Below are 22,703 nucleotides of genomic sequence, written 5' to 3'. Positions count from 1 at the left end.
TATGTTATGGGATTTTCATTTTAATCTGCCTACTTCTATCGAGTTTGGGAATGGAAAAGTAAAGAATATTGGGAAAAGAGCTAAAGAATTAGGTGGAAATAAAGCCCTTATTATTACCGATAAAGGTCTTGCACAAACTGGAATCTTGGAGAAAATCACACAGTCACTAGATCAAGAAGGTGTCAATTATATTGTTTACGATGAAATAGCTCCAAATCCAAAAGATGTAGATTGCGAGAGTGCTTATCAACAGTTTAAAAACGAGAACATCGATCTTTTAATTGGTCTCGGTGGCGGAAGTTCGATGGATACAGCCAAAGCTATTGGAACACTATTTACACACGGAGGAGAGCTAAGAGAACGTTACGGCGTAAATTTACTAGAACGGGATATTCCACCATTAATTTGCATTCCGACAACTTCAGGCACTGGTAGTGAAGTTACAAGAGGTTCTGTCATTACCGATACCGTGACGAAACAGAAGGAGGCGATACTAGATTTGAAAATCGCTCCTAAATTAGCACTTGTCGACCCAGAATTGACGTTAACATTGCCTAAATCAATTACAGCCGCTACAGGAATGGATGCACTCACACATGCAATCGAAGCGTATACTTGCAAAGTTGCACAACCGCTATCAGATGCTTTAGGACTATATGCCATAGAATTAATAGCAAAATATCTTCCATTAGCAGTAGAAAATGGTCACGATTTAGAAGCTAGGAAAAATATGCTTTTGGGCAGTTTAGTTGCGGGAATCGCCTTTGATAACACAGATCTTGGAGCTGTACATGCGATGGCCGAACCACTTGGAGGACTCTATGATACTCCACATGGTGTAGCGAATTCTATTTTTCTTCCACATGTATTTGAATTTAATATTCCTTCCAATCCAGAAAAGCACGCTAAGGTAGCAATCAAGCTTGGTGCAAATCCAGAAGGAAAAACAGTGGAAGAAACGGCGTACGAGGGTGTTATGCTGTTAAAAGAGCTGGCAAATAAAATCGGCATTCCAAGCTTCCGAGATTTAGGAAATGTAAATCCCGAAGACTTCTCTTTCCTAGCGGAAGGAGCCTTTAAACATTTGTGTACTCAGGCCAATTCTAGAGATTTGACAAAGGAAGATTATCTGAACTTATTTCAAAAAACTTATGAGGTGAAAGCCACCACTTTTATTAAAAATTAATGTGTAAAATAGATCGAAACAAAATGTAAAATCTTCGGTTAAGAAATGGCCATCTGGCAGAAAACATTGCATAACGAAAAGGCGAGGATAAAAATGGAAGGAGGCAGCGTGAATGTCTAATCGGGATGAAAAGCAGTTTTTAAATTTACCTTTTACAGGTATTTGTACTTTTGGAAAATATCCAATATGTGTGAACCTGGATGAGCTTGATGCAGATGTGGCGGTCATCGGTGTGCCAAATGACATGGGTACACAATGGAAATCAGGAGCAAGAATGGGCCCTAGAGGAATTCGCGAAGGTTCTACATTATATAGTTTTGGTCTGGATGGTGCTTATGACATTGAAAACGATATTACGTACCTTGGGCCTGAATGGAAAGTCGTCGATTGCGGTGATGTAGACATGGTACACGGGGATATTATGCAATGCCATGAGAATACAGAAGAAGCCATCCGAAAAATCGTTTCCAAAGGTGCTATGCCGGTTGTATTGGGCGGTGATCATTCCATAACAGCAGCAGTCGGAAAGGGACTAGAAGACATAGGTCCGTTTCATGTGATTCAAATTGATGCCCATCTAGACTGGGCAGACCATCGCTCTGGAATGCGGTATGGTCATGGAAATTGCATTCGCCGCTTATCAGAGCTGGATCATGTTCAGAAAATATTTCAATTTGGCATTCGCGGGATCAGCAGCAGCAAAAAAGAAGACGTCGAAGCAGCAAGATCGTACGGCAGCGTGATCCTATCGCCACGTCAGATGAGAAAGATGGGACTTAAGGAAGTACTGGAGCTAATTCCTGCGGGCGAAAAATATTATGTTACGATTGATATTGATGGAATCGATCCTTCCATTGCACCTGGAACAGGTACGCCTTCTCCAGGTGGCCTCCTCTACGATGAGGTTAATGAATTGCTTGAAGGAATTTCAAAAAGAGGAGAAGTCATCGGTTTTGATCTAGTAGAAGTTGCCCCTCAATATGATCCTACTGGTATGACAGGACAAGTAGCAGCCCGTATTGCACTAGACTTACTCAGCTATGTATTAAAGGAAAAAGAGATAAAAGGGAATATAAAATACGGAAAAGAGAAGAAAGAAATGCTATTTTAAACAGATTGGTTTCGTTACCATAGGGTAAGGTTACCTACCCAAAGGAGATAAAGTTCTAGCTAAAAGGACAGAGAAGGGGAAAAAGCTGCCCTTGCCTGTCCTTTTTGCATGCAAAAAAGGAAATTCTGTTCAGCTTCACTCAGGAGCACAAGCAAATTTTGCTGGTTTTTACGCACTGTTTCAGCCTAGTAATAAAGTTATGAGAATGAAACTTTCACATGGTGGGAATCGATCAAACGGATGTTCTGTCAGCGTCTCAGGAAAATGGTTTGAAATAGTGTCCTCCTAGAGTATGTGAGGAAGAAATCATAAACGCCATAATTAAATCGGTGTTCCAAGGGATACAAGGTGGACCGTTACTTTCTCATAACTCAGTCACATTGTCATCGAATTAGCGTGTAAAATTGCGCTGTAATATATTAAACTTTTTCCTGGAACCCTCGAATCCCGAACACTCTATTTCATAATGATTAACCACAAATGCTACTGCGTACTCAAGTTTTTCATTCTAGCCTGTTTTAGAGCCCTATGGTACTTTTGTTTTAATGAGTAAAAGTAAAAGGAACTCCACAAATTTTGAGGAGTCCTTTTAGATACTAGATTCCTTAAACACAAATGGGAAATCCAGTTTTTTATTTTATACATATCCTTTTCCTACTACATAATATTATGAATGGACTGGAATATTTTTCTCTTTGCTTTCCATTAACATAATTTCATCATTCACATCATCAAAATGTAGCTTTCGAAGCCGCTGACGGAAGAATTTTGTTAAGAAAGTCAGGTATACAAACCCAATTGCCATCCAGCTGATCCCTAAAATTAGCGAATTTATATTCAAATAGGACCATAGCCACATGATGAATCCTGCCCCAATTAAAGGAAAAATTAAGTACTGAATAGTCTCTTTAAGAGAGCGCTTACAATTCCTTATATAATAGTGAGCGATTACAGAAAGATTGACAAAAGTAAATGCAATAAGAGCCCCGAAATTTATAAAAGTAATCGCTGTATCAAGGCTTAAGACAATCCCTAACATGGAAATTAAACTAACAATAAGAATACTAGCTGTTGGTGTTCTAAATCGTGGATGTAAATATCCAAATATCTTTTTAGGTAAAACAGAATCACGCCCCATTACATATAACACTCGAGATACGCTTGTAACAGAGGAAACACCTGAAGTAAAATTACCAATTATCATAACCGTTATGAAAAAAGAGCTAAATAAATTGCCACCAACCATTTTAACGAGCTCTAGCGCCGCAGAATCAGTGTTTTTGAAGGCATATCCCGGAAAGACAATCTGAGCCAGATAGGAGGAACCGATATAGATTATACCCATAATCACCATCATGACAAAGATTGCTTTTGGGATCGTTTTTTCGGGATTAATTGTTTCCTCAGACAATGTTGTAACAGAATCAAATCCTAGAAAGCTGAAACAGAGAATGGAGGATCCAGCAAGGAGAACAGAAGTTGAAACATTTGATTTAAAGAAAGGTTCAACTGCTAAAAGTGTACCTGTACCCATTCCGTTTATGACGCTTTTTATCGTTAAGAATGCAAAGACAATAATAAAAAGGATTTGGGCAATCACAAAAATCTTGCTTGTATTTGCTGAAACGTTTATACCAATATAACTAACGATCGAAATGCCGATATTTAGGATGACGATCCAAAGCCAAAATGGAACTTGTGGAAATTGCGATGTTAAAAATACAGCGGACATAAGGCAGGTAATCATCGGTGTCAGTAAATAATCTAATAAAATGGTCCAGCCAATCATGAAGCCGGTTTCGGAATTCATCGACCTCTGAGTATAGGTATAAGCTGAGCCTGAAACTGGGTGAGCCTTTGCCATCTTTCCATAGCTTAATGCAGTAAAAACAATCGCCATAAATGCAATTACATACGCACCCGCCAGCACTCCCTTGGAACTATTCGCTGCAATTCCATAAGTGTTAAAAAATACCATCGGATTATTCCATGCTAAACCTAAAAATACAACTTGAAACAACGTAAGTGACCTTCTAAGCGTTATTTTTTCAGTCAAATTCCATATCTCCTTTCGAATTTAATAGGGTCTTTTAGCTCTAAACATTGTTCCTTTTCATTCTTACAGAGGTCAATGAGATTATACTTGGAGTTCGCTACTAAACAAAAAATCTTCTATTCTATCACCACCTTTATTTATCTATTTAGATTAATCTGAATATTATGTATAATTATAGTAAAGCTTTGTGTTACACAAATGTCAATAGAATTTGTACTAGCATTTTTCTTCTATATTTAACTCTCGGAAACGGTGGTGTTTTTTTGAAAGAAAGGTTAACGATAAGTGAGATAGCCAAGTTAAGAGGAATGACGACAGAGGCCTTGCGTCATTATGACCGAATTGATTTATTTAAACCGAAATTTGTTGATCCCGAAACAGGATACCGATACTACTCCATTTTTCAGTACGAGATCCTCGGGACCATCAAAGAGCTTCGTCAAATTGGGATGAGCACAGATGAAATTAAACAGTATTTCAATCAACGGAATTTTAAGAAATCAAGTGAGATTCTTAAAGCCAAACATGCTGAACTTGTTTTGAAACTAAAGGAATTAACCGACATAGAAGTAAATATCAAAGAAAAAATAGCTTATTTGGATAATATCTCAAGAAAAGAAGCATTTCAAGAGATTATCTTTCGCGAAATAAAAAGTAGAAAGTTAATTACTTTAAATGAAAAAATCAATAGTAATTTGGAACTTTGTTACAGTATTATACGATTGGAAACCATGCTAACAGAGAAGGCCCCCATTCTCGCCAGTAATCGTTTAGGTATTATCATCGAAGAAACTGACCTTAAGGATAAACGCTTTGAAGAGCCCTCAGTGATATTTGTTGTAGCGAAGAAGAATGAAAAAATACAAAAAAAGTATCTGAAAATGATCCCTGAAGGGTTATTTGCATGCATCCGCTATAATGGGGAATTATTAAGAAATCGCAGTAAAAGCTTAAATAAATTATTTACATACCTTCATGAAACAGGCTATCGTATAACTGGTGACGCATTGCAGATCATGGTGGTGGATATTACCGTAACGGATAATCCGAATGAAGTGATGTTTGAAATTCAAGTCCCGGTTAAAAAAATTTGAAATTTCTCTGGCTATACATATTTGGAGAGCTGTTCACTACATATTAGAAGATATGTTCCATATAAAGGAGTCCTTGTAATTTTTTCAGATTAGTGATTAGTCTATTTTTATTTCCAAAGGAGGAACAAACCCACCAGCATCCCATGTGTCGCCGCATACAATCCACGCATGTTGAGTGCGTGGCACACCTCATTTTAAAGTAAGGCAGCAAGCCCAATTGGGCGCTGCCTTTTTTACTTATAATAAAGGAACTCTAAAATAATATTGAATTGTAACTTCGACTCTAATATTACAAGTGATGCGATTAACTAGAACGTTCAACACCTTTGGAGTAACTTCATTCATTTTGATAACATCTTTTAATGAATTTTTTAGATTAAGAACATAGTTCTCATCATCACAAGTATTGAGTTGATATTCTAATTGAGCTAACTCGACTTGCAGCTTGTTAATTTTTCCATTAGTCATTTTACGAAATTCATGTAGTTCTTTGCATCAATCCCATTCCACAGTACCTCATACTCGTCATTAAAGAGGACTAGAGTAAGGATCAATTCACCATCAAGTTGGCACGGTTTTGCAATTAAAGCATTAAACCCGCCAATGGTATCACTCTCAAGTCCTGCCATAGATCCGCTTCGATCAAGTAGGAAAAATATTTCTAATAGATTCTTGTTTATACGAATCATCTTCCCAAGTTATTAATCAATATATAATAATAGTCAATATTTTCCATTATTTGGTTATTTGAATAAATACAAATTTTTATTAAAATTAGTCATAGAGACTCAATTGTAATATTTCGAGAGGGGTTTTCTTTAGTAAAATAAGAGCCAAAAATTCATATTAAGGGAATAAAGTGAGGTAATCATCATGCTAGAGGGACAAATAATCAAATTCTATCGTGAACGTCAGAGCATGATGCAGAAGGATTTAGGAATTGGCATCTGTTCGAGTACACATATTAGCAAAATTGAACGAGGATTAACAGAAGTTTCTAAAGAAACGATAAACTTTCTGTCAAAGCGCCTTTGCATTGATATGGAAACAGAAATTAAAACTTACACTGGCCTAGATTCCCTTTTAAAAAAATGGCATGAATCGATCATTTTAAAATTGAAAAGTAAGGCTAAGATAATTAAGGAACAATTAGAGGCTATTGCTCTCCTACAAATGCCGGTTATTTATCGTTCCTATATGCTCGTACTCACAAGATATTATTTATTGTTAGGGCAGGCGCATCAAGCTACATCTCTAATTGCTGAAATGGATAAATGGTCTAATCTTTCACCATATGAAAAAAACATGCTTCTTCACATTAAAGGGATCAATGCATTGATACATAAGGAATATTATAAGGCAATTTCATATTTTCAAGGAATCGATCTAACCTATTACAACAACCAAGAGTACTATTATCATTTGGCTTTTGCCTATCATTCTCTGAATTCACGAGTATTGGCTTATTATTTTGCCGAAAAGTCCCTGCGCTTTTTCACAGAAGTGCGCAGTCTTACGCGAATGATTGAAGCAGAAATGCTTATGCTGGTCCAAGTAGAGAGGGACGAGTTTTACGATCCAAAAGATACGGAATATCAAAGATTAATCGAGATGACTGAAAACATTGGATTAGACCATCAAAGAGCATTACTGACACATAATCTCGCATACCAGAAAGTTCGTCAAGGAAATTATGATAAAGCTTGTGAATACTATAAACAATCTATGGATATAGAAGACCATCATACAGCCCTTCATATAGCCTCTTTGGAAGGCTATATAAATGCATTAACGAAACAAGGGTTGAAATCATCCGAAGAATTGCTCCAATTGGTCGAAAAGGGTATTGTTCTTTCTGAAGAAATAACCGATCCAATCTATAAACATTTCTTCTATTTACATAAATATAATCTTCAAGAAGAAAAAGAGCTTTACTACCATTACCTTGAAAAGGAAGCATTTCCTTATTATCAGAAAATGGCACACGTTCGCTTATTTGAACATTATGCGATAAAGTTGTTTGACTATCATATGGAAAAAGGCAATGTCGAAGAAGCAAATCAATACGCAGCGTATCTCGTGGAAAAATACCGTAGAAACGATAAATTTGCTTGATTTTTAAACTAATACCTTTAAGGAAGTCGTGTTACTAAGTACATTATAAAGAAAGGGTGCCTGTAGCTGAAATCGACGGACAAACTTTATAGTCAAAAACAACTATTAATGCAAAAAGATCCTAGAGAATGTTAATATCCACTCATAGTAGACAGTAAAAAGAAAGGGTTGTACTGTCTACTTTGGAGGGGATTTTTTTATGGGAAAAATTAGAAAAACTTATTCAAAAGCATTCAAGCTTTAAGCGATAGATATGTATGTGAATAATCATAAGGGTTCTACTTCAATTGCCAAAGAATTAGGAATCTCAAAGTCAAAGGGGTAAGACCAGAAAAGCGGAAGCGTTCTCTTCTTGAAAGGCACCGTGAGATTTAAAAATATATGGTAACACCACTTATACATTCGTTTATGAGGAGAATATGTTTTTCATGCGGAAAAAAGCATCCTCTCTCCTTTTTATACTTTCCAATGCTCCATATTTACACTTCTTATTGCCTTGGTCACACAATACCTTAATTGTCAACAAGTTGACTTATAACCCCAAGTCAATCTATTGACTTATAACGCTAAGTCAAAATCTATATTAATCGTAGGATTAATATAGATTTGCAACGTTGTGATTCGTCATAATATTCAATATTATTACAATTGTAAAAAAAAGGTCGTACGCCCCCCTTAAAAACCCCATTTGTCACCCTAGTCTAGCAATTATATAATTCTCTTAAAATTCAACGTTACCTATTCATTTCATATAAAGCTAGAAACTACATAGCTCTGATACAGAATTGGTAATTGGTTTAGGAGGTGCCCCTTCCATCTTGTTAGCAATCTCTTAATTTACCCTATTCAACTATGAATCATACTTTAAGAAATTTCTTAACATTTGCAACTTAATTTATATCTACTAGGAGAGGGTTAGGAAAAAAAAGAAATTGAAGACGTTCTAGCTGTAACATTATCCACGGCTATCCTTGCTTCACTAATTGATGAACATGCAGTTAATGTTGTAAGACTCATCACAAAACCTATTTTATAAGTTAATGGGTTCAAGCAGTTAAGGGAAAGGAGGAAAAAGGGTTAGTTAGGTAAATTCAATCTAAATACGGAGGTATAAACATGATAAAAATCACCAAAAAATTGCTTGGATTGTCGACAGCTTTAATACTTACCATCAGTTCATTTGCTGCACCAGCTGGAAATTATGTTAAGGCTTATGCAAAGGACAATATTGGGACAAGCTATAACTCGGAAGCTAAAGAAGTAACAGAGAATAAAATAAGTCCAGAACTTGAAAAAGAATTTGCAAATAACTCTCAAACTACCTTTCTTGTAAAATTTAAGGATCAGGTAGATACAGTAAAAGTTGCTAATGAAGTTAAGGTTAAGAATAAGCAACTATCAAATGTAAAAAAAGAGTTAGTAGTTCGTTCATCAATCGTTTCTGAATTAAGAATTAAAGCAGATTCATCACAGAGAAATTTGATGAATTATATAAAAAAAGAAAAGCTTAATGGAAATGTAAAGGATTATGAGTCGTTTTATATAGTAAATGGTATGGCAGTTACAGCAACAAAGGAAGTTATGAGAAACATAGCGGCTATGCCTGAGGTTGAAAGTATAAGACCTAATGGCATTACAAAGTTAATTGAGCCTGCAAAAACTACTGAAGTTAAAGTTCAAGCGACTAATAATGTAGAATGGGGCATTGAAAAAATTGGAGCGCCTGATGTTTGGGGTTTGGGAATAGATGGAACAGGGATAGTTGTTGGTAGCATAGATACAGGGGTTCAGTGGGATCACCCTGCATTAAAGACAAAATATAGAGGATATGACCCAGCTAATCCAGATAATCCAAATAATGAATACAATTGGTTTGATGCAACCGCAAATAACGGTTCAACACCATACGATGATCTTGGTCATGGAACTCATACAGTTGGTACGATGGTTGGTTCAGAACCAAATGGTACAAATAAAATAGGTGTTGCGCCAGGAGCAAAGTGGATAGCTGTTAAGGCGTTTACAGCAGATGGTGGAACAGATGAAGATTTAATAGAAGCAGGTGAATGGATGCTTGCTCCTAAAGATAAAAATGGAGTACCACATCCAGAAATGGCTCCTGATGTAATTAATAACTCATGGGGAGGCAGTCCTGGAATAGATGATTGGTATAAAACTATTGTAACAAATTGGAGAGCAGCAAATATATTCCCGGAATTTTCAGCAGGAAATACAACCAATTCCAATCCTGGTGGGCCTGGATCAGTTGCAAATCCTGCAAACTATCAAGAATCCTTTGCAACAGGAGCAACTGACATAAACAACAAATTAGGATATTTCTCATTAAGGGGACCATCACCATATGGTGGAATACTTAAGCCTGATATTTCAGCACCTGGAGTTAATATAAGATCATCAGTTCCAGGAGGTAAATATGAGGGGGGATGGAATGGAACCTCGATGGCAGGTCCACATACATCAGGACTTGTAGCATTATTACTTCAAACCAATTCATCTTTAACAGTTAGTGAAATTGAAAGAATAATAAAGGAAACAGCAACTCCTTGTACTGACTCTCAATATCCTGAAACCCCTAACAATGGATATGGATATGGTGTGATTAATGCATTTAAGGCTGTAACATCAGTTATGACAGGACTTTCTGATATTAAAGGCCAAGTATCAGAAGATGCTGAGGATACAGTTCCGCCAACTTTTAATCATATACCTGTTAAAGAGGCATTCGAAGGAATGGATCAAAAATTAACAATAGATGTACAAGATAATATAAGCCTTGGTTCAGTTGAGCTTCAATATAAAAATAATCCAGCAGATGAGTGGACAACAGTTCCAGCTGAAAGGAAGAGTGGGGACTACAAGTCAGGAAGCTATGAAGCTGTAATTCCAGCTGATAAAGTAGTATCAGGATCAAATATAACTTACAGATGGAGAATAGTTGACTCTGGAAAAAATGAGGTTATAAGTGATATCTATACAATAATTGTTAAAGATGTACTTACAATAGGATACTTTAATGATTTTGAAACAGATATAACAGGATGGCAAATGCTCGGGACTGCTCAATGGCAGTGGGGAAAACCAACGACAGGACCTATGGTAGCAGCCTCGGGAGAAAAGGTTTTAGCTACTAATCTTGAAGGAACGTATTCAGAAAATCAAGTAATGGGATTGATATCGCCTAATATTGTCCTGCCGAAAGGACCTGCTTATTTACAGTTTAAAAATTGGTATGATCTAGAAGAAAAGATTGGCAAGGGAAAAGTTTTGGTTTCAACTGACGGCTATGATTATTATAGTGTAGCTGAATATACAGGCACTAAGACAGGCGGATATTCAAATGAAGAAATAGATTTAAGCGAATATGCAGGAAAGAAAATAAATATCGCATTTCTATTTTATTCTAACAACTCCAATAATCATCAGGGATGGTTTATAGATGATTTTAGATTAACAGATAAATCTGCAGCAATAGGTAATACATCAGTTTTAAGCAATGGCCCTAAAGAACATATTAGCTTAACAGATCTACCTGCAGCATTAGGTAGCACATCGGTTTTAAGCAACAGCCCAAAACAACAAATAATAAATCCTAATGCAAATATAGCAACAATTCCATTATCAGCAACAGTGTCTATTGTTGAAAATGGTCGTTCAACAAAAACAAATCCTCAAGACGGTTCATATAGTTTTAAGGTTAAAGAAGGAGAGTATACATTAAGAGCTGAAAAGTATGGATACTATCCAAAGGATGAGAAGGTTCAAGTAGCAGCTAACCAAGTTATTGAAAATGAAAACTTTACAATGGTTCCAATACCAAAGGGAACATTGACAGGGAAAATCACTAATGCACAAACAGGAAAACCTGTGAAAAACGCTAAAGTTTACGTAATTGAGGATGCAGCAGTAGCACCAGTTACAACTGATGCAGAGGGTAATTACTCATTAACTGCATATGAAGGAAAATATACAGTACAGGTTATAGCAGAGAACTACTTTGACGAGAGATTTACTGTAGATATTACGGGTAAGAAAAATGTTACACATGATCTTCAGCAAAAACCGTTTATCAATTTTTCAGGAGAGATAGGCTATGATGATGGAACACCAGAATATTCAGTGGCTCAATGGGAAGCAGGAGGTGGCTATGCAGTAAGAATGTCACTTCCGGAAGGACAGACTAAAGGAATAGTAACCTCTGGATTATTTATGCTTGATGCAACATCTGGAAATACATTTAAGGCGGCAGTTTATGATGCAAGTGGAAAGGATGGCGCCCCTGGAAAAATGATAGCAGGGCCGTTTAATGCAACTGCTTCTAAGGAGAAAAAGAAATGGACAGTCGTTGATTTATCCGCGCAGCAAATAGTTGTAACAGGCGATTTTTATATGGTTTTAATACAGGATAAGTTTGCTCCTATAAGCCCAGCAATTGAATTGGATAAAAACTCAATAGTAGCACAAAGATCATGGCAGTTTATAAATCGTCAATTCACTTTAGCGAGTAAAGATTATGGAAACATGATGATTAGAGCAACAGTTAAGCTTGAAGCACTAGCTCCAGTTATAACATCACCAGTAGACAACCCATATGTAAATAATGAAAAAGTAACAATAAAAGGTATGGCGGCTCCAGGAATGGACGTTCATATATTTAGCAAAGATGAAGATATTGCAAATGGGAAGACAAATGATAATGGAAGCTTCTCTATTGACGCTGTACTTCAAGAGGGAGTTAATAGTCTAAAGGCAAAAACTATAACAGAACTTGGCTCTACTCCTTATTCCAAGGAAATAAAGGTTATAGTAGACAAAGCAGCACCAGTTTTAGAAATTACAAGCCCACAAAATAACGCAAATAGTAATGATCAGGTTATAACTGTATCAGGAACAGCCAAAGATGATTATTTAGATTATGTTGATGTTAATGGAACAAGGCCAGACATAGATTCAAATGGAAATTGGACAGTAAAGCTAATTTCCAAGGAAGGGAAAAATATAATAAATGTTGTTGCTAGAGACAAAGCAGGAAATGAAACTGCTAAGAGCATAACAGTTAATGTAAAATACTCAATACTTAAAATTAAAAATATAACTCCATCGAAAGATGTAATATTAAAGGCAGATCAAACATTAAAGGTTGAGTTCGACAGTGAGCCTGGATTAAAAAATGCAGTATTTACAATTAATGCTCCTATTAATGGCATAACAAGTGCAGCATCTGTAACAACAGCAAGTTTAAGCAACTTTGAAGTAGTTATGACCGAAGTAAAGGATGCAAAAGGAAATGGCACTGGACACTATGAGGGCTACTGGAAAGCAACTAACAAGCTTACATTAAACGGTGCACAGCTAGTGGTAAAAGTAGAAGATATGTATGGAAATTCATTAAGTTCCACGGCAGCAGGAAAGCTATATGTAAATAGCAAACCAATTCCTAAGCCTGTTCCAGACAAAACAGCACCGAGTATTCCTTTGGTAAGTAAGGTGACATATACAGGAATATCTGGAAAAGCTGAGATAGGTTCCAAAGTATACGCTAAATCAGGCAAAGTAATCATCGGTTCCTCAGTTGTAAACAGCAAAGGGATTTATTCTATTACCTTCAAAAGTCAAAAAGTAGGAACAATCATTAATGTATACGCAGTAGACAAATCGGGGAATGTTGGAGCGGCAAAAAAGGTAGTAATAAAAGACATAACACCACCAGCAATTCCTTCTGTTAAAAGTATAACTAATACAAAAGTAACAGGGAAAGCCGAACCAGGTGCTAAAGTTTATGTGAAAAAGGGAAAAGTAATCATTGGTTCTAGTACTGCTAACAGTAAAGGAATTTATACCGTTTCTTATAAAAAACAAAAAGTGGGAACAGTCCTTTACGTTTATGCAAAAGATAAGGCAGGGAATACAGGTAAAGCGAAAAAAGTTGTAGTGAAAAAATAAATTAGGGTCAATACAATCATTCAGAATGCAAATGAAAAAGTCTTAGAGTACTCCATTCGTTTGATTGGTCTTGACATAAAAAATAAACGAGTACAGTAACTGGTATGTTATGACATCAAATGTAAAACTACTGATAGATCCTAGTTGACTTAAATGATGACAAGAACCGGTGACGCTTCATTATGACGTTGCCGGTTTTTTACACTTTATTTCTCTATTCTATAGGAATAAGCAGAGAAAAGAGACTACAGATGGGATTATGGGTTTGAGCGTTTACCCACCAGCTTTCATGAGAACTAACAAAAATAAAGCGAGCTTTCAATTGATCAATAAAATTATTTTAAAGGCAGAGGGCATTCATATTCTAGATACTGTAACAGTTTCAGAAGCTAACAACGGGGCAGCTTATTTCAGCAGTCACATCAAGATAGAATTCTTACTGGAGAGTTATTAAATGGAGGGGTTTAGGGATGGCTACTTTATTACAACTACAAGCAAAACTAGAGGTAGAGAAAAAGAGAAATGAATTATATGATTTTTGTAAGCAGTATGGATTTCTTCATTATAATACCATTCAATGTAGCCAAGAGTTAGATCAGTTAATAAATCAGTTATTTAAAAGCTTTACGGCTTTGAGGGAAGATCGGTATGAGTACTTAATAATTTAGATACCAATAAACTGATCCTGTAGTACTTGGCACCAATTCGTATTCATACGAATGGTCAAATGCCCTTTATATTTAGCGATTAGATGTAAACTCAACATCATCTCATGTATTGTCAATTACGTACTGCACATGTGGAGTGCGTGGCTGAGCTTAGTTTAAAAACTAAATAATATAAAATAAAAGGCAGCGGAAATTAGTACGTTGCCTTTTTCTTCTTTTAAGAGATTTGCCAATCTGAAGTGTTTTAGGATCAGTTTTTTAGACTTTCAGATTCAAAAATTTTTATTCCTTCTATTCTTTCAAAATTCATCCTTCTAGCTCCAAAAAGTTTAATCTTCATAAATAAAAAAAATGATTTAGGGAATATTTACCACTATGGACTATTTTTCGAGTTACATAGGAGGTTTATATGATACTTAGTAATGAACAATTAAAAGAAAGAGGACGTGAGTTTGCTTTAACTCAGGAAATTTTTGTGAACAATTTTTTAATTGTTCGTTATTGGCCAGGATTTCGAAAAGATATGGCTAATCTACATACGTTTGCAGAAAAACTGGGTAACAATAAAGTGCATTGTAGGCAACCAGCGGAAGACTGGCTCCTAGATCACATTAATTTTATAGAGACTCAAGCTCAAGAAGTGTTAAGTAAGCTACCACGGGAAACACTACATAAACTACCAAAATTAAATTCTACTGGGATGCCAAGAATATATGCACTTTGCAATGATTACTTAGAGCATGTGGGTGGTCGATATGAGGTCAACTCATTTGAAGGGTATATAAAAGCCTATCAAGAGGTATCTGTTCTAAAAGATCTAGAATGCTGGGCTTTGCCAAGTGCTATGCGAGTTACTTTAATACGCCGTTTGTCTGGAGCGATGGTTGAAGTACAACGTCGACACGAAATATGTGATTCTATTACTTCAATTCTTGAAAAAATAACAAAGTTATCCGACGATAAAATTCGAATTTTATTGGATAGAGAAGCACGTAAAAAACCGTTTGGACCAATTGAAATTGTACATTTAGTGAGACATTTGAGCGAATTGGAACCAAATATGCATATCGTTCATGACTGGCTTGCAGCTCACATAGAGAATAGTGAATCTGGCCTTGAGCAGATTGTTTCGTTTGAGAACCAATTGCAAGCGGACTTGCAAGTAAGTTGTGGGAATCTAGTTCAAAGCTTACATAAGTTAGAGCGACAGCCATGGAGATTAACATTTACAAAAATTTCACATCTAGAACAATTTTTACTCTCTGATCCATCAACTATCGATTATAAAAGTTTAGATTTAGACAGTCGAGACATAATTCGTGGACGTGTTGCAGAGATTGCAAATCAGTTAAAAGTACCAGAAATGTTAGTAGCTGAGACAGCACTACATCTGGCCAAATCGAAAATAGTAGAGCCGGATCAAACAAATGTAATGCCGAGAAAGGCTTATATTGATTATTATTTATTTGATGCCCAAGGAAACATAGAAATACGTAAAGCACTTTTGAAGAAAACTAGACCACGTATTCTTCCACAAATAACTTTACGAAAACAACCATTGTATTTGTATTTATCAACTGTAGCTTTATTGTTTATAGGAATATTGTTTCTCTCTGGTGGATGGATAATAGCTGGGGCATTCTTTCGACCTTTTTCGTGGATAGCGATAATAGTAGCTCTTATATTACCTGTTAGTGAGTGGGCTATAACGATTGCCCATAAATTAATTTGTCGATATAGTCGCACTACAAAACTTTTAAGGTTTGATTATTCAGAAGAACTTCCGGAAGATGCTAGTACAATGGTCGTTATTCCAGTTATATGGTCAAACACCAAAGATGTAGATGAAGTAGTGGATCAACTTTTAGTTCATTATCTTGCAAATCGTCAAAAAAATATTTATTTCGGTATTTTAGGTGATTTTACAGATGCGTTGACTGAATCAAAAGCTGAAGATCATGAACTATTGACACATGTTACTTCACGGATCGATGCATTGTGTAAGGAATATGGGGAAGATAAATTTTTCTTATTTCACAGATCCCGCCTTTACAATCCAACAGACAATCTTTATATGGGATGGGAGAGAAAACGTGGAAAAATAGTAGAGTTTGTTGAGTTATTGTCTGGTAGTGATAATTCTAGTTTTACAACAATTCATGGAGATAAAAATATATTAAGGAAGATTCGATATGTATTTACAATAGACCAAGATACCCAATTACCAATTGGTGTTGTTGGCCGAATGGCTGGTACCATTCATTACCCGTATAATCGACCTCGATTAAATGCTGATGAAACACGCGTAATTGAAGGTTTCGGATTATTACAACCACGAGTAGGCGTGAGTTTTGACTCAACACAAAAGTCACGCTTTACTTCTTTATGGGCAGGGGAGCCAGGAATTGACCCGTATTCTTTTGCCGTATCAAACGTATACCAAGATTTGTTTGGTCATGCAATTTTTGTGGGTAAAGGTATTTTTGATGTAGAATCATTTCAAAAAACCTTGGTAAATCGGATACCGGATAATCATGTACTTAGTCATGATCTACTAGAGGGTGGGTTTCTTCGAGCGGGACTAACTTCTGATATTGAAGTTGTTGAGTCGTATCCGAGTTCCTTTTATTCATTCCAACGTCGAGAGCATAGATGGATTCGAGGAGATTGGCAACTTATCAAATGGTTAGGAAATAATTGTGTAGATCGTAATGGTGAGAATAAACGAGTTGATTTATGTGGATTAACACGTTGGCAAATTATTGATAATTTGCGCCGCAGTCTACTTGCACCAGCTCTTTTACTAATAGCCTTACTAGGATTTAGTGTATTACCGGGTAAAGCTTGGGTTTGGGAAACAATCGTACTTTTAACTGTTTTTCTTCCCTTTCTTTTTTCACTTTTACAAGGTGCGATTGGGAGAGGAAGCATTCGTGCAATAAAGATTAATTTTATGCAGAATCTGGTTAAATTTGTAACATTGCCGTTTACATCGGTTCTTGTAGTAGATGCTACTTTACGAACTCTTTACCGGCTATATATTAGCCGACGTAATTTGCTAGAGTGGGTCACGTTTGCTCAGACTAGTAACAATCCTGCTACAAAAAGAGTCTTTATGTACGAGTCTTTTGGATATGCAGTAATTATATTGTTTGGTCTATTGGCATGGTTTTCCAAAGGTACTTTAAATCACATATTTGGTACTGTGGAACTAATTATGTGGTTTTTAGCAAGGCCAATCATACAGCAATTAAATCGGCCGTTAAAAGTTGAAAGTAGAGTTTGGTTGGATAAAGCACGTGCTGAATTAAAGGAATTAGCATTTCAAATTTGGTCGTTCTATGAAAAATATGTTACATCAGAAGAATCTTGGCTACCACCTGATAATGTACAGTATCTATCAAATGAAACCGTTGCCCATCGAACATCGCCAACAAATATTGGACTATATTTAACTTGTGTTGTAGCTGCACGTGATTTAGATTTTATTGATACATCTAAAATGCTTGATCGAATCGAATTATCAATGAAAACCATTTCTAATATGGAAAAATGGAATGGACATCTGCTCAACTGGTATGATACATGCTCTGCAAAGCCGCTTTCTCCTCGATATGTTTCCACTGTCGATTCAGGAAACTTTATTGCTTATATGATGGTAGTAAGACAGGGACTAATAGAATGGAAAAAGAGAGAAGAAGAATTTCAATCTCGTATTGAAAATATTATTATTGAAATTAATCAACTCATTGAACTGACAGATTTCAGATCCTTATATAACAATGATGAACGCTTGTTTAGCCTTGGTTATCACGTTGACTCAAATCATAAAGATACGATTCTATATGATTTACTTGCTTCAGAAGCTAGGCAGGCTAGTTTCGTAGGAATTGCACTTGGTCAAATTCCTGTTTCTCACTGGTTTACACTTGCTCGTACTATGACAATTTTTAATAAGAAAAAGACACTATTGTCTTGGTCGGGAACAATGTTTGAGTACATGATGCCAAGCTTGATTATGCGGACATTTAAAAATACCATTTGGGAATCAACTTATCAAGGAGCTATTGATCGTCAACGTCAATATGCAGATAAATATCAACTCCCGTTTGGTATATCAGAAAGCGGATATTACGCGTTTGATTATCAATTAAATTATCAATATCGTGCATTCGGTGTTCCAGGGCTTGGACTTGAACGAGGTTTAGAGCGAAATCTGGTGCTAGCACCTTATGCAACCATTATGGCTATTCCATATGCAGGTGATGATGCTCTTTTGGCACTTCAAAAATTTAAAGAATATGGTGCAAAAGGTGAGTATGGCTTTTATGAAGCTGTTGATTTTACAAAAGCTAGAATGCCTAAGGGGCAAGATTATAAAGTAATACAAAGCTTTATGGCACATCATCAAGGTATGAGCATGTTAACCCTTGTCAATTTATTGACTGATGATATTATGGTAAACCGATTCCACCAAGATCCACGAGTTTGTGCAGCGGACTTGCTACTCCAAGAAAGAGTGCCAGTAAAAGCAGCATTAATTGAAAAACCAATAGGAATTGATGCAAAAGCTCCTGAATTTGATGGTAATTTGGATGACACTGAACGTACATTTACTGGGCCGAGCTCCATCCCAGAGGTTAATGTTTTGTCAAATGGACAATTAACTAGTGTAAACGCGAACGATGGAACAGGCATGATTTTATGGAATGGGTTAGCTGTCACAAGATGGAAGGAAGATCCTGTATCAGGAACTTCAGGGCCAATTATTTTTATTCATGATGTCAACTCTGAAGAAACTTGGAGTACATCAGGTTTCCCGTATGAGACAACGATGGATATGAAAACACAATTTCGTTTTGACAAGACTACTTATGAAGGAACGAAAGAAGGGATATCGTATAAACTTGATTTGACGATATCTTCTGAGATTGACGCAGAAATACGACGACTTCAAGTAGTTAACAACAGTAGTGAAAATCGTACATTAGAAGTAACATCATTCTTAGAGTTAGCGCTGGCAAGTCAGTCTGCAGATAGTGCACACCCAGCATTTAGTAAGCTTTTTATTGAAACTAGCTTCGATAAAAATGCACAATGTTTGCTAGCTAAGCGTCGTCCACGAGAGGATGAGGAGGATGAAATCTGGGCAGTTCACACAATTTTTGTAGATGGACGTGAGAAAGGCGATTACGAATTTGAAACAGACCGGGCAGAGTTTATAGGTCGTGGTAATACGCTTGAAACACCAAAAGGTATTTACTCACATCTAAAAGGTTCAACCGGTTCCGTTGTTGATCCGGCGTTTTCAATGAGGCGCTCATTACAATTGGGAACGAATGAGACCGCTACTATTTATTTTGTTACTGGTGTTACAAAAAGTCATGAACAAGCGCTTGAAATTGTACAGCGCTTTAGTGATTCTAAACAAGTTGAACGAGCATTCCATTTGGCTTGGGTACGATCACAAATTGATCTTAGACATTTGAATTTAACACCTAAGCAAGCTACTGATGCAAATGTGTTGGCGGGAAGACTCCTATTTAACCCACCGTTAACAAAAATTCGTAGTGAGGCAATTTCACACAATACATTGGGACAATCTTCTTTATGGCCTCTTGGTATTAGTGGGGACACGCCAATTATTTTAGTTTCCATCAAAAAAGAGTCTGATTTGCCCTTTGTTACTCTTTTAGCTTGTCAGCATCAATATTTAGTGAAGATGGGGTTAGCTATTGATTTAGTGGTATTAGATGAGACAATTGGCAATTATCAAGATCAGTTCATGAGGACTTTAAATGAGAATCTTATTTCTCGTGGAATCTATCACATGAATCGAATTGTTGTATTGAAGTCAACCCAGTTGTCAGAGGATGAAAGAAATTTACTCTTAGCTGTTGCCCGAGTAGTATTGAAAGCTGGAGGGCCAAGTTTACGTGCACAATTACGTCTATTAGAAAAAGATTTACATCCAATACGGAAAATCAAGGTTTCAAAACAAATACACCACGAGAAGCAAGCGATTAGTATCCCTATTGGTGAATTTTTTAATGGTAGGGGTAGTTTTATCGATGATGGCCATGCGTATCAAATGCTTGTAAAAAAAGGAGAGCATTTACCTAGACCATGGAGTAATGTAATTTCTAATCCAAGATTTGGATGTTTATTAACGGAATTAGGTACTGGATATAGTTGGTGGCGAAATTCCCGTGAATGTAAACTTACTCCTTGGAATAATGATCCGGTCCTCGATCCTCCTGGTGAATGTCTTTATATAAGAGATCTTGGAACGAATCAAGTTTGGTCAGCTACTCAAAAACCTGCGGGTGGTGATCGAACATATAAGATTATACATGGTAGGGGGTATAGTAGTTTCGAACAACTTGATGGAGATGTAGTTTCTACTATGGATATAACAGTTCCGTTAGATGATCCGTTGAAAATTATTAGACTTCGATTATTTAATAAAAGTGATGAATTAAAGAAGATAGCCATAACGTATTATGCTGAATGGGTTCTAGGGGTACTTAGAGAGGCTCAAGCACCATTCATTGTGACAGAATGGAATTTAGACAATAGTACACTACTTGCACAAAACAAGTACCAAGAAAAGTTTCGTGACGCGATTGGTTTTATACATATTGCGCTTCCAGAAACGATCGCGAAATCTCATCATACGTATTCTTGGACGAGTGACCGTACAGAATTTATTGGGCGGGGCAATACATTAGAGTGTCCAACAGCATTATTAGAAGAAACACTTAACAAGAAAACTGGTGTGTTTTCAAATTCTTGTGGGGCCGTACAAACTGTTATCGAAATTCCTGCTAACGAAGAAGTGACGATTAGCATATTGCTTGGTTGTGCAGCTTCCAAACAAGAAGCGTGTTCACTAGTACAGCAATACGGAAGGCCTTCTGCGTTTGAAGAAACATTTTCAAACGTTAAAAAATACTGGGAGAGTACTCTTGGACAAGTGAAAGTTAAAACACCTGATCGAGCAATGGATATAATGATGAATGGGTGGCTTTTGTACCAAGCACTTAGTTGCCGATTATGGGCTCGCACTGCTTTTTATCAGGCAGGAGGCGCATTTGGTTATAGGGATCAATTGCAAGATTCACTAGCTTTTTTACATGTCGATTCGACAATATTAAAAAACCAAATACTTATAAACGCAGCGCATCAGTACCTTGAAGGTGATGTTCAACATTGGTGGCATGAAGAAACTCACAAAGGAATTCGAACGATGTTTTCTGACGATTTACTGTGGCTACCATATGCTGTTTCACGTTACATAGAACAGACAGAAGACCTAGAAATTCTCCAACAAGAGGTACCATTTTTGTATAGTGAAGTGCTAAAAGAAGGAGAATTGGAGCGCTATGAGGATACTGTTGTGTCTGATGAGTTGGGGTCATTGCTAGAACATTGTCTACGCGCGATTAAACATTCTTTGAAGTTTGGTGAACATGGTATTCCATTAATGGGAATAGGTGACTGGAATGATGGAATGAGTCGGATTGGTGCTAAGGGACGTGGGGAAAGTGTGTGGCTAGGTTGGTTTTTATTAGATATTTTAAAGAGGTTTTTGAAATTTGAAGAGGGTATCCTTTCACAAGATATCGTAAAGCAATTTGAACATGAAGTAGCTCAATTGGAAATAAACATGAATAAAAATGCTTGGGATGGTACTTGGTTCCGTCGTGCATTTACTGACGCAGGAACATGGCTTGGCTCAATGGAGAATACAGAGTGTCGAATTGATGCGATCGCCCAGTCTTGGTCAGTTATTGCTAACGGGACACCTATCGATCGTCAGGAAAGAGCAATGCGTTCATTTGATCGTGAACTTGTAGATCGAGATTTGAATCTGGCACGTTTACTAACAAAAGCATTTGATAAAACATATCCAAGTCCGGGGTATATACAAGGCTACCCACCTGGAATTCGAGAAAATGGTGGGCAATATACTCATGGAGTTATTTGGGGAATTGTAGCTTGGGCAATTTTAGATCGTCGTGATAAGGCATTTGATCTGTTCTCAATTTTAAACCCAATCTCACATACAAAAAATATTCGTGATATTAAAACATATGGAAATGAACCATATGTAATGTCGGCCGATGTCTACACAGCAAATCCACATGAAGGACGTGGAGGTTGGTCATGGTATACAGGTGCTTCTGGTTGGATGTACCAAGCAGGTCTAGAATATATTTTGGGAATCAAGTGTAGAGGAAACCGTTTATATATACATCCTTGTGTTCCTATAGAGTGGGACTCATTTAGTATTGATTACAGATATGGTGATTCGGTCTATTCAATCGAGGTTATTTGTGGCCAAAACCAAGATGAACCAACATGGTTAGTTGATGGAAAAAAACAAGAAAATAGAGAGTACTTATTTCTCGAAAATGATGGGGAAAATCATCAAGTAGTAGTTTATGTAGGTATACAATATTCTAAAGTAATATAATTGAATGTAAAAAGGAGTGCATTTTTTGCACTC

10 protein-coding genes are annotated in these 22,703 nt (G+C 36.5%); 8 read left to right on the top strand and 2 right to left on the bottom strand.

Annotated features, from left to right (window positions below; genetic code table 11):
- Position 1 precedes the first annotated feature (1 nt).
- The 3 genes from ACFVR2_RS15340 to ACFVR2_RS15330 all read left to right on the top strand — a co-directional run bounded on the left by ACFVR2_RS15340 (position 2) and on the right by ACFVR2_RS15330 (position 2,586).
- The gene (locus ACFVR2_RS15340; RefSeq protein WP_387363226.1) at positions 2 to 1,186 is read left to right on the top strand and encodes an iron-containing alcohol dehydrogenase; all 1,185 of its coding nucleotides are present in this window, start codon (positions 2 to 4) and stop codon (positions 1,184 to 1,186) included.
- 112 nt (positions 1,187 to 1,298) lie between these two features.
- On the top strand, positions 1,299 to 2,297 hold the full coding sequence (speB, locus tag ACFVR2_RS15335; RefSeq protein ID WP_387363223.1) for an agmatinase: 999 nt from the start codon (positions 1,299 to 1,301) through the stop codon (positions 2,295 to 2,297).
- 91 nt (positions 2,298 to 2,388) lie between these two features.
- Positions 2,389 to 2,586 (top strand): hypothetical protein, encoded by a 198-nt coding sequence (locus ACFVR2_RS15330; protein ID WP_387363220.1) that lies wholly within the window; start codon positions 2,389 to 2,391, stop codon positions 2,584 to 2,586.
- A 378-nt stretch (positions 2,587 to 2,964) separates the two neighbouring features.
- Here the strand turns inward: ACFVR2_RS15330 and ACFVR2_RS15325 are convergent, their stop codons facing one another.
- On the bottom strand, positions 2,965 to 4,353 hold the full coding sequence (locus ACFVR2_RS15325) for an APC family permease (protein WP_387363217.1): 1,389 nt from the start codon (positions 4,351 to 4,353) through the stop codon (positions 2,965 to 2,967).
- Positions 4,354 to 4,616: 263 nt separating this feature from the next.
- Here ACFVR2_RS15325 and ACFVR2_RS15320 point away from each other — a divergent pair, with 263 nt between their 5' ends.
- A complete protein-coding gene (locus ACFVR2_RS15320) occupies positions 4,617 to 5,447 on the top strand; it encodes a MerR family transcriptional regulator (protein ID WP_387363214.1) in 831 nt (276 codons plus the stop codon).
- A 464-nt stretch (positions 5,448 to 5,911) separates the two neighbouring features.
- Here ACFVR2_RS15320 and ACFVR2_RS15315 read toward each other — a convergent pair whose 3' ends face one another.
- Positions 5,912 to 6,136 carry a hypothetical protein gene (locus ACFVR2_RS15315; RefSeq protein ID WP_387363211.1) on the bottom strand — a complete coding sequence of 75 codons (225 nt, stop codon included), beginning with the start codon at positions 6,134 to 6,136 and terminating at the stop codon, positions 5,912 to 5,914.
- A gap of 184 nt (positions 6,137 to 6,320) precedes the next feature.
- On the opposite strand from ACFVR2_RS15315, the gene ACFVR2_RS15310 reads away from it, so the two are divergent.
- From ACFVR2_RS15310 to ACFVR2_RS15295, 4 genes are all read left to right on the top strand, one after another.
- Positions 6,321 to 7,562 (top strand): helix-turn-helix domain-containing protein, encoded by a 1,242-nt coding sequence (locus tag ACFVR2_RS15310; RefSeq protein ID WP_387363208.1) that lies wholly within the window; start codon positions 6,321 to 6,323, stop codon positions 7,560 to 7,562.
- A gap of 1,116 nt (positions 7,563 to 8,678) precedes the next feature.
- On the top strand, positions 8,679 to 13,523 hold the full coding sequence (locus ACFVR2_RS15305) for a S8 family serine peptidase (RefSeq protein WP_387363205.1): 4,845 nt from the start codon (positions 8,679 to 8,681) through the stop codon (positions 13,521 to 13,523).
- Between the two features lie 470 nt (positions 13,524 to 13,993).
- Entirely contained in the window at positions 13,994 to 14,191 is a 198-nt protein-coding gene (locus ACFVR2_RS15300; protein ID WP_387363202.1) for an aspartyl-phosphate phosphatase Spo0E family protein, read from the top strand.
- A 409-nt stretch (positions 14,192 to 14,600) separates the two neighbouring features.
- On the top strand, positions 14,601 to 22,670 hold the full coding sequence (locus ACFVR2_RS15295; RefSeq protein WP_387363199.1) for a glycoside hydrolase family 94 protein: 8,070 nt from the start codon (positions 14,601 to 14,603) through the stop codon (positions 22,668 to 22,670).
- Positions 22,671 to 22,703 lie beyond the last annotated feature (33 nt).

It is taken from the genome of Gottfriedia sp. NPDC057991 (assembly GCF_042886615.1).
Lineage (GTDB): Bacteria > Bacillota > Bacilli > Bacillales > Bacillaceae_G > Gottfriedia.
The sequence above is the reverse complement of the archived record's forward strand: the minus strand, read 5'-3'. Positions and strand labels throughout refer to the sequence as shown.

What these genes read in the sequence shown, in the direction of transcription:
- ACFVR2_RS15340 (WP_387363226.1), top strand. Translation starts at nt 2, where the DNA reads ATGTTATGGGATTTTCATTTTAATCTGCCTACTTCTATCGAGTTTGGG.
- speB (WP_387363223.1), top strand. Translation starts at nt 1,299, where the DNA reads ATGTCTAATCGGGATGAAAAGCAGTTTTTAAATTTACCTTTTACAGGT.
- ACFVR2_RS15315 (WP_387363211.1), bottom strand. Translation starts at nt 6,136, where the DNA reads ATGATTCGTATAAACAAGAATCTATTAGAAATATTTTTCCTACTTGAT.
- ACFVR2_RS15310 (WP_387363208.1), top strand. Translation starts at nt 6,321, where the DNA reads ATGCTAGAGGGACAAATAATCAAATTCTATCGTGAACGTCAGAGCATG.
- ACFVR2_RS15305 (WP_387363205.1), top strand. Translation starts at nt 8,679, where the DNA reads ATGATAAAAATCACCAAAAAATTGCTTGGATTGTCGACAGCTTTAATA.
- ACFVR2_RS15300 (WP_387363202.1), top strand. Translation starts at nt 13,994, where the DNA reads ATGGCTACTTTATTACAACTACAAGCAAAACTAGAGGTAGAGAAAAAG.
- ACFVR2_RS15295 (WP_387363199.1), top strand. Translation starts at nt 14,601, where the DNA reads ATGATACTTAGTAATGAACAATTAAAAGAAAGAGGACGTGAGTTTGCT.